The 13,378-nt window shown below is 67.0% G+C and carries 11 protein-coding genes and 2 pseudogenes; 4 read left to right on the forward strand and 9 right to left on the reverse strand.

Going from position 1 to position 13,378, the window contains the following annotated elements; genetic code table 11:
* Nucleotides 1-255: 255 nt before the first annotated feature.
* The 6 genes and pseudogenes from ACFZCP_RS44010 to ACFZCP_RS44035 form a co-directional block, all read right to left on the reverse strand.
* Nucleotides 256-597 (reverse strand): annotated as a pseudogene (locus ACFZCP_RS44010) (transposase family protein); the annotation flags it as partial.
* Between the two features lie 102 nt (nt 598-699).
* Nucleotides 700-1,227 carry a DUF6584 family protein gene (locus ACFZCP_RS44015; RefSeq protein ID WP_391442378.1) on the reverse strand — a complete coding sequence of 176 codons (528 nt, stop codon included), beginning with the start codon at nt 1,225-1,227 and terminating at the stop codon, nt 700-702.
* Nucleotides 1,228-1,473: 246 nt separating this feature from the next.
* Complete coding sequence (locus ACFZCP_RS44020) at nt 1,474-2,484, reverse strand: CNNM domain-containing protein (RefSeq protein WP_391442381.1); 1,011 nt, start codon at nt 2,482-2,484, stop codon at nt 1,474-1,476.
* A complete protein-coding gene (locus ACFZCP_RS44025) occupies nt 2,481-2,624 on the reverse strand; it encodes a transporter associated domain-containing protein (RefSeq protein WP_391442452.1) in 144 nt (47 codons plus the stop codon). Before ACFZCP_RS44025 ends, ACFZCP_RS44020 begins: the two co-directional genes overlap by 4 nt.
* Nucleotides 2,608-2,793, reverse strand: a pseudogene (locus ACFZCP_RS44030) (hypothetical protein); the annotation flags it as partial. The gene ACFZCP_RS44025 and the pseudogene ACFZCP_RS44030, both read right to left, overlap by 17 nt.
* Nucleotides 2,794-3,114: 321 nt before the next feature.
* On the reverse strand, nt 3,115-3,282 hold the full coding sequence (locus ACFZCP_RS44035) for a hypothetical protein (RefSeq protein WP_391442383.1): 168 nt from the start codon (nt 3,280-3,282) through the stop codon (nt 3,115-3,117).
* A 164-nt stretch (nt 3,283-3,446) separates the two neighbouring features.
* Here ACFZCP_RS44035 and ACFZCP_RS44040 point away from each other — a divergent pair, with 164 nt between their 5' ends.
* Entirely contained in the window at nt 3,447-6,035 is a 2,589-nt protein-coding gene (locus ACFZCP_RS44040) for a hypothetical protein (RefSeq protein ID WP_391442386.1), read from the forward strand.
* A 937-nt stretch (nt 6,036-6,972) separates the two neighbouring features.
* Here ACFZCP_RS44040 and ACFZCP_RS44045 read toward each other — a convergent pair.
* A complete protein-coding gene (locus ACFZCP_RS44045) occupies nt 6,973-7,146 on the reverse strand; it encodes an STAS domain-containing protein (RefSeq protein ID WP_391442389.1) in 174 nt (57 codons plus the stop codon).
* 16 nt (nt 7,147-7,162) lie between these two features.
* Nucleotides 7,163-7,927, reverse strand: a complete 765-nt coding sequence (locus ACFZCP_RS44050; RefSeq protein WP_391442391.1) for an IS5 family transposase — start codon at nt 7,925-7,927, stop codon at nt 7,163-7,165.
* Between the two features lie 372 nt (nt 7,928-8,299).
* On the opposite strand from ACFZCP_RS44050, the gene ACFZCP_RS44055 reads away from it, so the two are divergent.
* From ACFZCP_RS44055 to ACFZCP_RS44065, 3 genes are all read left to right on the forward strand, one after another.
* A complete protein-coding gene (locus ACFZCP_RS44055) occupies nt 8,300-8,779 on the forward strand; it encodes an ATP-binding protein (RefSeq protein WP_391442394.1) in 480 nt (159 codons plus the stop codon).
* Nucleotides 8,780-9,251: 472 nt separating this feature from the next.
* Nucleotides 9,252-10,580 carry a reverse transcriptase domain-containing protein gene (locus ACFZCP_RS44060; protein WP_391442397.1) on the forward strand — a complete coding sequence of 443 codons (1,329 nt, stop codon included), beginning with the start codon at nt 9,252-9,254 and terminating at the stop codon, nt 10,578-10,580.
* Nucleotides 10,581-10,735: 155 nt separating this feature from the next.
* Nucleotides 10,736-11,227, forward strand: a complete 492-nt coding sequence (locus tag ACFZCP_RS44065) for a hypothetical protein (RefSeq protein WP_391442399.1) — start codon at nt 10,736-10,738, stop codon at nt 11,225-11,227.
* Nucleotides 11,228-11,428: 201 nt separating this feature from the next.
* Here the strand turns inward: ACFZCP_RS44065 and ACFZCP_RS44070 are convergent, their stop codons facing one another.
* The gene (locus tag ACFZCP_RS44070) at nt 11,429-13,378 is read right to left on the reverse strand and encodes a hypothetical protein (RefSeq protein WP_391442401.1); all 1,950 of its coding nucleotides are present in this window, start codon (nt 13,376-13,378) and stop codon (nt 11,429-11,431) included.

A 13,378-nucleotide genomic window follows, 5' to 3' on the forward strand; every position in this document is an offset into this window, starting at 1 on the left:
GTCACCCGATCAGCGGCCATGCTGAAAACGCTCACTGTCTAAGTAATGCGTTGACCTGCTGATCTAGTGACCATTCAGGATTTCTGGTGGTGGTGCCGTATTGGTCTGACCTGGGGTTTCCGTGGAGGGTCAGAGATCGGAGGGCCGTTTGAAGTGCGAATTTAGTGATCGTTCCGGAAGGTGGTGATCTCAGTAGGATTTTCCATTGTTGGGCGGCTCGGGCGGAGCGAGTCTGTGCTGATCAGGGGTGGTCGCGGTGGGCACCAGGGTCCCGTCCACGATCGGGACGGTGTCCTTGCGGAACCGCTTGCGCTGCTGCAGAGCGAGCGCGGGTCCGAGGTGGTCGATGATGCGGTCGGCCGCGGACTTGGACACCCCGAACAGCGGCACGAGCTGGCGCAGGGTCAGGTTGGTGCGCTAGTACGCAGCGACCAGCAGGACCCGGTTCTCCAGTGGCAGACTCCACGGCCGGCCCTTGCGCACCGGGTCCACACCCTCGCGCCGCAGTGCGGTCACCAGCTTGCCGAACAGGCGAGGGCTCAGCCCGGTGAACAGGGCTATCCAGGACGGCTCCGAAGCCGTGATCACACCAGACACCGCGAGATCATTTTACTCGTCACCGAGGGTCACGTTCACGGCAGTTCTGGACTGTCTCAGCGAACCTTGAGGGGCGCTTCTCGCAAGCCCGGGTGACCTGAGTCAGTCGAAGAGGGCAACAAGTCCGTTCACCCAGATCGCGAGGAATCCAAGGGCCGCGACCAGGCAGCCGACGCCCGCCAGCACACCGCCGACCGTCCACGGCTCTGAGGGCGCCTCGTACTCCCCTTCCAAGTCATTTCCATAGGAGGCGGGGTCCTTCCAGTCGACGGGGTGCCCCAATTCCTCGGCGCAGGCGGTCCGCACCGCGACCAGCTGCTCCTCCGCGAAAGCGGTGGCGGCCTTCGCCTCGGGTCCGTGCCAGGCGAGGGCCTTCATCCGCCACCCGGGAGACCCGTACCGCGCCTCGAAGACAGCGGTCTCGTCGGCGTTCCGGTCCTCTTCGAGGTACATCCAGCGTCCAGCCTCGGCGGCGTCGCCGTAGAGCCGGTAGACCTCGGCCAGACGACGGCGGAGCGTCAAGTCGTGCGGGAAGGACGAGATGAGGCCGCGCAGGCGCTGGCGCGCGACGGGAACCCGGCCGGCAGCCAGGTCTGCATCGACTCGGACAAGGGTCTCTCTCAGAGGCATGAACGCATGATCGGGTACCGCACTGACCTGCGTCGACCTGGTTTCGCCACTCAGCACTCGCTCGCTCTTGCCGGCATCGGCCGAACCTCACTGAGACGGGACATCGCCAGCTACGGGACAGCCCTTAATCGCCCCTGTCACTGCAGTCGGAGTCTCCGTCTCCGCCGTCTCCGCCGTCCGCCTCCCAGCCGTCGCCGATAAGTTCTACGGGCCCCAAGGACGTATTGCCTGCTGGTGGCGCAGCAGTCAGCTTGTGCCGACGAGCTGGGAGAGGACGTCGTCCATGGTGACGAAACGGAGGACGGTGCCCTTGGCGCCGGTGACGGCGGCCAGGTGGGTGCCGTCGGCGCGCATGGCGGTGAGGGTGTCGTCCAGTGGCGTGTCGATCTTTACCCGGGCCACGGTGTGCAGTACGGTGCGGGGGAAGGGCTTGTGTCGCTCTGGGGCGCCGAGGGCGTCCTTGATGTGCAGGTGGCCGAGGACGATGCCGCCGGGTGCGAGGACGGGCAGCCGGGAGTAGCCCGCGCTGGTGGCGGCGTGTTCGAGTTGGGCCGGGGTGATGGTGTGGCTGGCGGTGACCATCCGGCTGAGCGGGACGAGGATCTCACCGACGGGGCGGTTGCCCAGTTCCAGGGCGTCGCGCAGGCGTGCGCTGTCGGCGGGATCCAGCAGGCCGGCCTGGCTGGCGTCGTCGACCAGGCGGGCGAGTTCAATGTCGGTGAAGACGGACTCGACCTCGTTCTTCGGTTCGACCTTCAGCATGCGCAGCAGGGCGTTGGCGAAGGCGTTGATGCCGAAGACGACCGGGCGCAGGGCGCGGGTGAGGGCGACCAGCGGGGGTGCGAGCAGCAGCGCGGTGGGTGCGGGGGCGGCCAGGGCGATGTTCTTGGGGACCATTTCGCCGATGAGCATGTGCAGGTAGGTCGCCAGCGTCAGGGCGATGACAAAGGCGATCGGGTGCACCAGGGCGTGGGGAACGTGGACGGCTTCGAAGGCCGGTTCCAGCAGGTGGGCGATGGCCGGTTCGGCGACCGCGCCGAGGATGAGGGAGGAGACGGTGATGCCGAGCTGCGCGGTGGCCATCATCGCCGACAGATGCTCCAGACCCCACAGGGTGATCTTCGCGCGGGTGTTGCCGGACTGCGCCTTGGGTTCGATCTGGCTGCGGCGTACGGAGATCAGCGCGAACTCGGCTCCGACGAAGAAGGCGTTGGTCAGCAGGGCCAGGGCACCGATGAGAAGCTGGATCGCGGTCATCGGGTGTTCTCCTGATCAAGCGGGGTGGCCGTGGGCGCGGTGAGGGTGACGCGGTCGGCGCGGTGGTGTTCGACGGTGCGGACCGTGATCTCCCAGCCGTCGATCGTGAGGGTGTCGCCGTCGGCGGGGATGCGTTCCAGGCGCCCCTTCCCCGAGGACGCGGCAGCTGGCGAGGAACGGCCGGGGCAACCGCCGGCCCGCGGCGTCGATCCCGTTCGCGAACTGGCGCAGCACTTCGCGGAGCTCGTTGACGAGGTGGTCGCCGCACAATCACGCCGCCCACACCCGGGCCGTGGGAGCGTGCCGGCCGACGGCGACACGGTCCGGGAGGGATGGAGCTCACGGACTAACGGCTCGAGTTGCTGCTGGATTAGGCGGCTACGGACCGCCGACGAGGCGGGCTGACCCGGCGGCGGTCGATGCGGTTATGGAGCCGTTGAAGCATGCTGTTGTGCCGGTCGGTTTTGCTCGGTGCGGTTGGGCGGTGGCCTGCCTGTCAGCCGGCATCGCGGCGTGGGCCGACTGCTGAGTAACCCAAAGGATCGCTTGCCATTCGGTGCGTCGCCGCAAGAGTGCTCGGGTGGCCGAGAGCGGCGGTGGTTGGTCCGGTGGGGCGGCACCTCCGCGTCTTCATGCCTCATGCTGCTCCGCCTCGTTCGGGGCCCGGTGCTCGGGCGACGTGGTGCTTGCGGCGTTCCTCGTATTCCTCCTGTTGACGATCACCGTCATGAGGTTGGTGAGCGCCGTGGCCAGCGTGAGGAAGCCGCCGGCGTTCTGGATCAAATCCGACCAGTGCATGATTCTCCTGATGCTGGGGCGAGCGACGAAATACGCTCGGTGGATTGCCCCCGATAGAAGAGGTCGGGAAAGCCGTCCGGCAACGGAAATGGACGGGGCTGGACGTTGCGGGCCTGTGCGTGAGGGCCTGACCGGCGAAGACGGCGCATGAGGGAGACGTGTGGATGACCCGTCCACTGGATGTTCACCAGATCGATCTGTCGACGGTGACGACCCCGCAGCAGCTGGCCGATCGCTTGAACGAACTTCGTCAAGGCGTGGGACTGTCGTTCGCAAAGATCGAGGAGAGGTCCAAAGATCTTGCGGCCAAAAACGGAAAAACGTTCGAGAAGCTGTCGGCGTCTACAGCGCACAACTACGCCATGAAGTGCAAGCCGTTCCCGTCTGAGAGGCGTTTCGTGACGTATCTGGCCGCGTGTGCCGTGCCACCGCAGCACATCCCCGACTGGGTGGCAGCGCGTGCACAGGTGCTCCCGGACGCCCGCTCCGCGCCCCCGGGCGCCGTCCGGGTGCGCGAAGCCCGGCCGCTCCGGCTGGGGTTACGTGCCCCGATCGCGTTCGAGGATGTCCGCGATGAGAGTCCCGCCTACGTTCCGCGCGATCTGGACGACGGCCTGCGGCAGGCTCTGAGGGCCGCCGCCAAGGGCGGCGGCTTTCTGCTCCTGACGGGCCGGTCGTGCGTGGGCAAGACGCGCACGCTGTACGAGGCCGTCCTGGACGTCCTGCCCGAGTGGTGGCTCGTCCATCCGACGAGCACCGACGCGGTCCGCGAGCTGGCGGCAGCACCGACACCTCGGACCGTGCTGTGGCTGGACGAACTGCAAGGTCACCTCGATACCGCTGACGCGCTGACAGCTGGCACCGTACGGACCCTGCTCAACGCCGGCACGGTGATCGTGGGAACCATGTGGACGAACGCCTACCAGGCCCGCGGCCCGGCTCACCGCCGCGAAGGGAACAGTCGCGGGGATGAGGACAGCAGGCTGCTCGATCTCGCTCATGTCTTCCATGTGGCTGCGGCATTCACCGCCTCGGAGAACGCGCGGGCTCAGGAGCTGAGGCACAAGGACCGGTGGGCGCAGGCCGCACTCGACAGTCCGGACCTGGGATTCACGCAAGTCCTCGCCGCGGCACCCGACCTTGTAGACCGATGGGAGGGCGCACCGGATCCGTATACCGAACACGTCATCACCGCCGCGGTCGACGCCCGCCGGTTGGGCGTGCACACGCCCGTCTCGGAGGAATTTCTGCGGGCAGCCGTGCGCGGCTACCTCAAGGACCGGCGAGGCGTCGCCCCGCCTAACTGGCTCCACACTTCCCTCGACTACGCCAAGACCCCTCTGCGCGGCGTCGCCCCGGCCCTGATGCCTTGCCAGGATGAGGACATTGAGGTCATCACTGGATACATCGCCGCTGACTACCTCCTGCAGCGTGCGTGGGAGACCCGTCGCACTCTTTGTCCCGATGATGTGGTGTGGCAGGCACTGAGCGAGCACTGCCACGATGCAGAAGACCTCCAACGCCTGGCCGCAGCCGCCGATCGGCGGATGCGGTATGCACAGGCCGCTGCCTTCCATCGGAGACTGTCTGAGCGCGGAGACCACGGCGCCACCGAGGCCCTGGCAGAAGCACTGATCCGGCACGGCCGGACCGAGCTAGCCATAGAGGTGCTTCAGTCAGCCGTGCACGCCGACTGGTACCCCGGCCAGGAGCGGGTCATGGCCCGGTGGGCCGGCCTTCTGGCCGCACGCGGCCGGGCGCAGGAGGCGATCGATGTGCTTGGCACACAGGGCACGCGCCAGGAGTTGTTGAGGCTCCTGGTCCGCGTGGGGTGTCCGGACGAGGCTGTCGAGGTCGCACAGCGGTGGGCGGCTGACGGGAGCCGTGGTGCCGATGGTTACCTGGCCGACTTGCTGGTAGAGCTCGGTGACGAGGAAGCTCTGCGGGTCCGGGCATCGGCCGGGCATGTGAATTCGACTGGACGGCTGGCGGAGCTACTGGCCCGGCGCGGCCGACGAGACGAAGCGATCGCGCTTTACCTGCCGTACATCCACACTGAGCGGGGCGCTGCGGACCGCGTGGTCGAACTGTTGGTAGAGGAGGGCCGCGTTGAGGAGGCCCTGGCCACGTTGCGCCCTTTTGTCCAGGCTGGATATACAAACGCCCATGCGATGCTGGCCGAGATCCTTCACGCTCACGGCCGTGAGGAAGAGGCCATGAGTCATCTGCGCACGGTCGTCGCCCGTGTCCCCGACCTCGACGGGCTCTTGGCACAACTGTGCCCGCGGGAAGAACTGTCCGTCTTGGCGGCGACCGGCATGTGGCCCGCAGTCGCCCGGTGGACCCGTCTTCTCGCCGAGCAAGGCAAGCTGGACCAGGCGCTCAACATCGTCGAGCCTTTGGCCGACCGTGGGAACGCACTGGCCACAGAGCACCTCACGCAACTACTTGCCGACCACGGGCGTCTGCCAGAAGCCCTCGACCTGCTGAGAAACGTGATTGCCTCTGGCAGTGCCCTCTCGGCGGGACGGGCCTCCGCCAGTGCCCTCTCGGCATGGTGGGCCCCCAAGCAGCTCAGCCGCCTCCTGTTCGAACATGGCCTTATCGGCGAACTACGCACGGAGGTCGAGGCGGGCACTGAAGGCGCGGCCGAGATGCTGCGTCGTCTCAGCGATGGGGAGGCGGAGGCGAAAGCTACTGCGCAGCCCGAGCGCTCTCGAGGGTGGATCCTCCCTGAGTACGGCGTGTGTTGACGACCTCCTTGCACCTGCCGCGACGGTCAGCAAGTGCATGACTTTACGGTCCGGCACTCGCAATGACTTTCTTGGCCGATTCCCGGTACAGCGTCGAGGTCCGCCCCTACTTGCCCTGCTGGCGCTCCGCCTCGCGCCGCTCTTCGGCGGCTATCCAGCCGTCGAGCTGGCGAGGGCGGCCGGCGCCGCAAGTAGAGCAGCATCCCCGGAGCCCGCATCCCAGTCACCGACACAGACCCCGCGCCGTACCGGGAGGGGGGCTTGCGGCTGTGGTGGTGACATGGGAGCCGGCACCGGGCATCGGTCCAGCACCGCACCCGACCGAGCACGAGAGCATGCGGGTGGCGCTGCGCCAGGCGCTTACGGTGATCCTCACCCAGACCGGGCATGCGGTATAGGTTGACCCCGCATCAGGCGAAGTGCAGGTCAGGCTCCTGCCTTGAGCGCGCAAGGATCGCCAGGCGCTGCTGCCTGCCGCGGCTCGCCGTCTGGTGCGGTGGTGTGCAGGGACGCGGTCGAGAACTGTATCGGCCCTGGCGCGCCTGCGGAGCCCCGATGCTTATCTATGTCACCCCCGAAGGTCACGGGCTCCGGTCGTAGGCCTGCAGGCGACCCCGCTCCTCCGCACTCCCCGTGGCGGAGGGCAGGGTTTCACCAAGCTCATATTCTGCGGGGCTGTGACACCACCGGTCCTCTTGGCGCGGTAAGGGTGGGCCCAGGACCCAGCGGTCCCGTGACGCTCGCTATCCCTCGAGCGAGCAGCCGCATACAAGGGGCAGGCAGGAACGTCCCCCGTCGTCTGCCTGCCCCGTGTGCGGTGCTGTCGAGGTCAGTCGGTCAGCGCTTGGGGCAGGGTTTCGTGGCAGTCGATGACGGTGTCGAGGCCGACGAGTTGCAGGATGCACAGCACCGCATCTGTCGGGCTTGCCAGGCGGATTCAGCCGCCGGCCTCCGTGAGGGCGCGGTGGGCGGCGATGAGGATGTTGATGCCGGTGGAGTCCATAAAGGCCACCTGCCGCAGGTCCATCACGACACGGGGGCAGGGCATGCCGGAGAAGTCCAGGGCTTGGCTGAGCGCGTCACCGGTGTGATGGTCGATCTCTCCGGCCACTAAGCCTTTTCCGTCATCAGCCTGAGCTGGCCAAATGCAGGGTCAGGACGGCTTGGACGAGGCTCGTGATGCGGGTGGTCGAGCACCGCAGCTTGCGGAGCAGCCGCCAGGACTTGAGGGTGGCGACGGCCTGCTCGACCAGGGCTCGGATTTTTGCCTGAGACCGGTTGACGGCCTTCTGGCCTGTGGAGAGGTTCTCCCAACGTCCCCAGTACGGAACCCGGACCGTGCCCCCGGCACCTCGGTATCCCTTGTCGGCCCAGCAGGTGATGCCGGCGTCCGTGAGAGCGGCGATGATGCCGTGTTCACGGGCGGCCCGGACATCATGGATGGCTCCGGGCAGAGCCGGCGACGCCCACAGCAGCCGGCCGGACGGATCGGCCAGGACCTGCACGCTCATCCCGTGTTTCTTGTGCTTGCCGGAGTAGAAGGGGCGGTCCGCGGCGATGCGGTCGATGGGCAGCAGGGTGCCGTCCAGCAGCACGAACGCCTTCGTCGATGCCGTCCGGGCCGCCTCCGCGAGAGTCGGGGCGAGGGCGGCTAGGAGCTCGACGGCCTCGGCGACGTACCGGTAGGCCGTCGTGGTCCCGATGCCGAAACCGGCTGCGAGCTGGGCGTACGGGTGGCCGTTGCGAAGGTGGGCGAGGGTTAGCAGAGCCTGCCGGCCCGGGCTCAGACGCCGCCACCGGGTGCCGAGCTGCCGGCGGTGCTGGCGGAGCTTGGCGGACAAGAAGCGAAGGGCAGAGCTGGACACGTCGACGCCGGACGGGTAGACAAGCACACGAAGCCTCGGGTGGAGACGGTTCTTCTTGGTCGAAAACCCATCTACCAGGGGCTTCACCTGTCTGTCAGCCCAACTGACCCGCCCAGCCGCCAGGTTGGAAAGGGCTCACTGTCAGGACGTGGGTGCCGTCGGTGGTGGTGGCCACGATGGACAGCTGCCCCTACTGCGCAGCCTGTTCGATGTCCGCCACTTTTTCCTCAACCATGCCGGTGATCGTGGCACAGCCAGGGCTTCATTCGGAATCCGCTGCCCCGGATGGCCCGGGTGATGCCCGGGTGAGACGGAATAACACCGACGCTTCCGGCATCACTCTCACCATGACGCGTATCCGGCGGCCGCCATATGAACGGGGTAATAAAGGTGGCCGTGATGGAAGCAGTGTCCGTGGGCGAGGAGGGCACCACGCCCGGGGAGCGGGCCCTGCAGGCCACCGTGGCCCTGCAGGGGGACGGCCTAGTCATCGCCCAGGCCCGTCACCTGGCCGCCGACTTCCTCACCCGCGTGCAGGCCGACCACGGCCTGCCGGTCTCTCAGCGGGCCATGGATCTGACCCAGTTGGTGGTCAGCGAGCTGGTCACCAACGCCCGCAAGTACGCTCCCGGCCTGGTGCTGCTGGACCTTCGAATCACCGGTGACACGGTCGAGGTCGTGGTGTGGGACTCCGACCCGGTGCTCCCCGTGGCTCGGGCTGCGGACGCCGGCCGGGTCGGGCAGCACGGCCTGGAGATCGTTATGGCCGTCGCGCAGGCTTTCGAGGCGCAGCGGGAGCCGGTCGGCAAGCGCATCACCGTCTGCATCGCCCTGCTGGACGATCCCGGCGGCGCCATCGCCGACCGTGGCCCCCTGTAACAAGGGCAGGCGGGCACGACGCACGGGACTTCCACGGGAGCGGGCCGGTAGCCGGATGCGTACCGGGCACCCGTCTACGGCTGTCTTCCGGCACGGGCCCGACACCGCGGCCATCGTTGCCTGCCTGCCACTGCCGATGGCCGCGTAGGCGGCCGGCTCGGCACACGGACCGAGCCTGTTGTGGTTCACGCCTGGGGGAGTGGATGCGCGGAGTCGTTCGTCAGCGGCCAGTGGTGGCGTGGGTGTGGAGGTGTTCCAGGGCGTCGAGTATGACGGTGCGCCGGTACCAGGAGTGCCAGGCGGCGAGGTCGGCGGCGAGGGTTTCCAGCGCTGTCTTACTGGGCGTTGGTCATCCATAGTCCGGGCCGGTGCCGGCGGAGCCGCGGACGATGCCGTGGCCCGCCGTGCGGGCGAGTCGCAGGACCCGCACGGATACTCTCCTGCGGGGCGTTTCATGTGCGGAGGGGGCCGTATGAATCTGGCAGACCGGCTGAGCAAGGCCAAAGACCTGCTTATCGGTGACGAGCCTTTCGCGGAACTTCCCGACGTCATCGGCTACCAGGACATCGTCCATCAGTGGGACCACGGATACCGTGCGAGGCTGGAAGCCCTGATCCGCTCCGGCGACACCGGCCCCAGAGGGGCTCAGATCCACGATTTCCCCAAGAACGAGACCGTGGTTAGGCCGCTCGCTCACTTCGACCCGCGTGACCGGATCATCTATGAGGCCATGGTCTACCGCCTCGCTCCCCGGATCGACCGGCATCTTCACCCCTACGTCTACGGCTACAAGTGGTGGCACCGCTTGGCCCGGCCCGTACCGTGGTCGGCCTGCTGGGGACGGATGAAGGAGAGCACCCGCAGCACCCTGCGCCGCAATCCTGCGCTGCGCATCGCGCACACTGACGTCTCCGCCTTCTACGAGCACATCGACATCGGATCCCTCGTTGAGAGCCTGTACGACCTGGACGGCGACGAGAGTCCGGGCGAGGATCTGGCAGCCTTCTTGAACCGTTTCCAGTCCGTCACCGACGCCCGCGGACTGCCTCAGGGCCCAGACGCCTCTGGCATCCTTGCGAACCTAGTCCTGATGCCGATCGACGCTTTTCTGGCGCGCGAGAAGTTCCCGTTCGCACGCTACTCGCATGACATCAGCATCTTCCACCGGGATCGAACGGCCTTACGTGATGTGCTCATAGAGATCACCCGGCTTCTGCGCGGGATGGGTCTGACCATTGCCGGGGCCAAGACCCGGATCCTGGATCCGGAAGAAGGCCTGGCTGAAGAACTCGACACCCGTTACAGCTCCCTGAAATACGCCGTTAAGAACGGAGTCCCCGGATCACGGGACAAAGTCAGGGATGAGTTCGAGTCCCTGGACAAGGAAGGCACGTTCAGCGGAACGAAGACCCGATTCGTCCTGAACCGCATGAGCGAGCTCGGTGATGACTACGCAGTCAGTTGGTGTCTGGAAAGCCTGGAGCGTACCCCCCACGCCGTCACCGAGGTCTTCCGCTATCTCGCCATCACCGGCCGTTCGCGGGAGCGCGAGATCACCAGCCATCTGGCACGGTTCATCGATCAGGGGGCGAGTGCGTCATTCCCTTTCACCGAACAGCGCATCCTGCGCTACTTCCTGAGCACCCAGGACAGCCCTGCGAAGACGAAAGAGGCCGCGTGGATGGTCCTCGAAGACCGCAACCGCCAGGACTACTCCCGCGAGGTCGCCGCCCGCTACGCCGGGAAGCATGCCTCCCTCGCCGAGTCCCGTATCCTTCGCAACCGCTTCGAGCGCGAGTAGATACCTGCTGTGCGGAGGGCGCTGCTTGTAGGCCTGTACGAATCCGGACATCTGACGAGCGACTACCTCAGCAAGGTCAAGGACGCCTACGCGCACCTTCGATGGACCTGCACATTCCTGGCCACCGAACCCGACATAGCCCTTCCGAAGATCGGATGATCATGACCCAACCGTTCCGGCAGATCGACACCGTGCGCGCCGAACTGGAGCGCATCAAGGGCAACTGCCTCTACACCGCGCAGGGCTACTTCGAAGCTGCGAAGAACGCCGAACTGTGGGGGCGGCTGATGGTCTTCGTTCCGGCCTGCATCACCGCCATAGCCGGGCTGCTCGACGCCATCGGCATCAAGGGGCCATTCAGCGCGGTCGCAGCCGTTGCTGGCTCTGTTGCCGCCACCGCCTCCTTCCTCGGCTCCCAGAAGAACGCCGCGGATTACCTGGCCTCCGCGCGGGCCTACACCGCGCTCAAGCACCGAGTCGAATCCGAACTCGGCCTCTTGGCGCCCGACGCCGATCCCGCGGACTTGTCTGCCAGAGCGCGGGAGCTGAATGCCGACTACATCAGAATCACCGCCAACGACATCCCGTTGCCGAACCGGTTCTTCGACCAGGCCAGCAAGCGGATAGAGCAGGGCGCCGCTGAGTAACTTCAACGTCACCGCCCCAGGCCTGCGCAGGCCATCCGGTGCAGGCCTGCGGTCTTGTCATCCGGTGACAGCCTCTGTTAGGAGTTCGGCGCGCGCGCCGGGACGATGCCAGCGAGGACGAGGCCGTCTGTGGTGGCATCGCGGGCACGGTGGGCGGCCAGCCAGGCGACCTAGTCGACGCGCAGGGTGCCGCTGGTGTTCCTATGTCTCCGTCGGGTGTTCGGGCTGGGTTCCGATGCGGGTGACGCGGTCGGGGCCGGGGTGGTCGACGCCGGGGACCATGGGGTTTTCGTAGTCGAACTCGACCTTGCCGAAAGAGTCGCTGGTGAGGGGCGGCGGATCGTTGTCGGCAATGATCAGTTGCACGCGGTCGCCGTATGCGTCGGCCAGGGTCCTGAAGCGGCTGTAGATCTCGGCAGCGCGTTGCCGGTCGGGGGCGTTGTTGCCGAAAGCCTTCCGGGGTGAGTCGATCACGAGCAGGGATGGGACCAGGACTTCGGCGTGGTCGAGCCCGGAGGTGAGGAGGGTGAGGCTGTAGGCGAGGTTGACGGAGGTGGCAAGGCCTCCGCCGGAGGCTTGCAGGCTCTCGAAGGGCTGGCCATTGACGACGGGCAGGTAGCTGTCGCGGTCGATGACGGCCGTTTCGACCCAGGGCAGGTTCCAGCCGGTGAGCAGCCTGCCGAAGTCGGTGCTGACGTCGCCCAGCAGTGACTGGTTGGCTTTGAGCTGATCGGATTTCTCCTTGATGTCCTTATTGACTTGCCGGCGCTCTGCCTTGATCGAGCGGATGTCCGCGTCGATGGCGCGTACCCGGGCCCAGGATTCCCGCAGGTGGGTGATGGCATCAATGCTGGCTTTGAGCGCGGCGACGCGGGAACTGGCCTCGGCGATGGCGTCGAAGCGCGGGGCGACCGCATCGCGGGTCTGGGCGTCGAGTTCCCGGCGCAGGCTGCTGATGGCGAAGCTGAGCTGCTGCGACCGCTCCTGCGCGGTCTGCAGGTGTTCCTCGTCGGCCTGCTGGATGCGCTGTGCGTCCTCCAGCTGGTGCTGGAGGACGGTGCGTGTCTCCTCAATGGCAGCCGGGTCGATGTCGGCCTCTACGGGGTCGGGCTGGAGGCAGACGAGGCAGTGGCCGTCCTCGACGGGGCGGGTTGCCAAGTACTGCATACACCGCGGGCAGACGACGAACTCGAAGGGTGAGAGTTGGTCGATGGCCGTGGCCGACCGAGCGAGACGGGAGAGATCGAGCTGGACCTGGGCGACGACGGCCCTCCGCGCCTCGACGAGGTCGGCGGCCGCCGATACTTCCTCCTCGGCCTGCCGTGCGGCGCGGATCGCCGCCTGGAGTTCGTCGCGCAGCGCGGTGTCGGCGGCGGTCTGTTCCTCGAGTTCGGTACGGAGACCGGCCAGGGCGGAGTTGGCCCGGCCGAGGGTGTCGCGCAACTGTGTGAGTTCGGCCCGCAGCTCGTCGTCGCTGCGGGGGTCGGAGGCGGCCAGGAAGGCGCTGACGTTCGAGTGCTCAGCAACTCGGGCGTTCAGCCTTTCCAGGAGCTGGTTCCTGGTGCGCTTGAGTTCCATGAGAGCGCTGTCGGTGAGCCCGAACATCAGGCGGAAAAGCTCTTTGCGCTTGGTCTCGAACCAGCGGTCCAGGTGGCCGACGACCTGGCGGTCTATCTCCCGGCCCTGGAGATAGACATAGGCGTACAGGTCGTTGAAGGTGAGGTTCTGCGGCCGTGCCGCGCCTTCTCGGCGTGCGGCGATCTGTTCGCGTGGGAAGCCGAGCGCGTCCAGCAGGTAGTCAGAGAGCGTGGTGGCACCCTCGGAGGCGCGCACGGGCAGGGAGCGCTCCAGGGCGAGGGAGTGGGGGTCTAGGAGATCCACGACGTTGGCGGTGTCGCCCTCGATGGTCCGCCTGAGGACGAGACGCTCGTCGCCGGCCACGATCTCGGCCTGGACCGACAGCACGTGCTCGCGGACCGCGGGGGTGAGCATGGCGCTGCCGCCGAGGACGTGTTTAAAGAGCATCAGCAGGCTGGACTTGCCGGTGCCGATGGGGCCTGTGATCACCGTTGCCGGCCGGTCGAAGGGGTAGGTCTGCTCCGCCTCGGCGGTCGTGACAGTCAGGGAGACGATGCGCAGATGAACGGCCAT

This window comes from Streptomyces sp. NPDC007971 (assembly GCF_042958635.1).
In the GTDB taxonomy this organism is placed as follows: domain Bacteria; phylum Actinomycetota; class Actinomycetes; order Streptomycetales; family Streptomycetaceae; genus Streptomyces.

Excerpts from the sequence above, each read along its gene's own strand:
- ACFZCP_RS44015 (WP_391442378.1), bottom strand. The coding sequence starts at position 1,227 with ATGCCTCTGAGAGAGACCCTTGTCCGAGTCGATGCAGACCTGGCTGCC.
- ACFZCP_RS44020 (WP_391442381.1), bottom strand. The coding sequence starts at position 2,484 with ATGACCGCGATCCAGCTTCTCATCGGTGCCCTGGCCCTGCTGACCAAC.
- ACFZCP_RS44035 (WP_391442383.1), bottom strand. The coding sequence starts at position 3,282 with ATGCACTGGTCGGATTTGATCCAGAACGCCGGCGGCTTCCTCACGCTG.
- ACFZCP_RS44040 (WP_391442386.1), top strand. The coding sequence starts at position 3,447 with ATGACCCGTCCACTGGATGTTCACCAGATCGATCTGTCGACGGTGACG.
- ACFZCP_RS44055 (WP_391442394.1), top strand. The coding sequence starts at position 8,300 with ATGGAAGCAGTGTCCGTGGGCGAGGAGGGCACCACGCCCGGGGAGCGG.
- ACFZCP_RS44060 (WP_391442397.1), top strand. The coding sequence starts at position 9,252 with ATGAATCTGGCAGACCGGCTGAGCAAGGCCAAAGACCTGCTTATCGGT.
- ACFZCP_RS44065 (WP_391442399.1), top strand. The coding sequence starts at position 10,736 with ATGATCATGACCCAACCGTTCCGGCAGATCGACACCGTGCGCGCCGAA.
- ACFZCP_RS44070 (WP_391442401.1), bottom strand. The coding sequence starts at position 13,378 with ATGGCCGTTCATCTGCGCATCGTCTCCCTGACTGTCACGACCGCCGAG.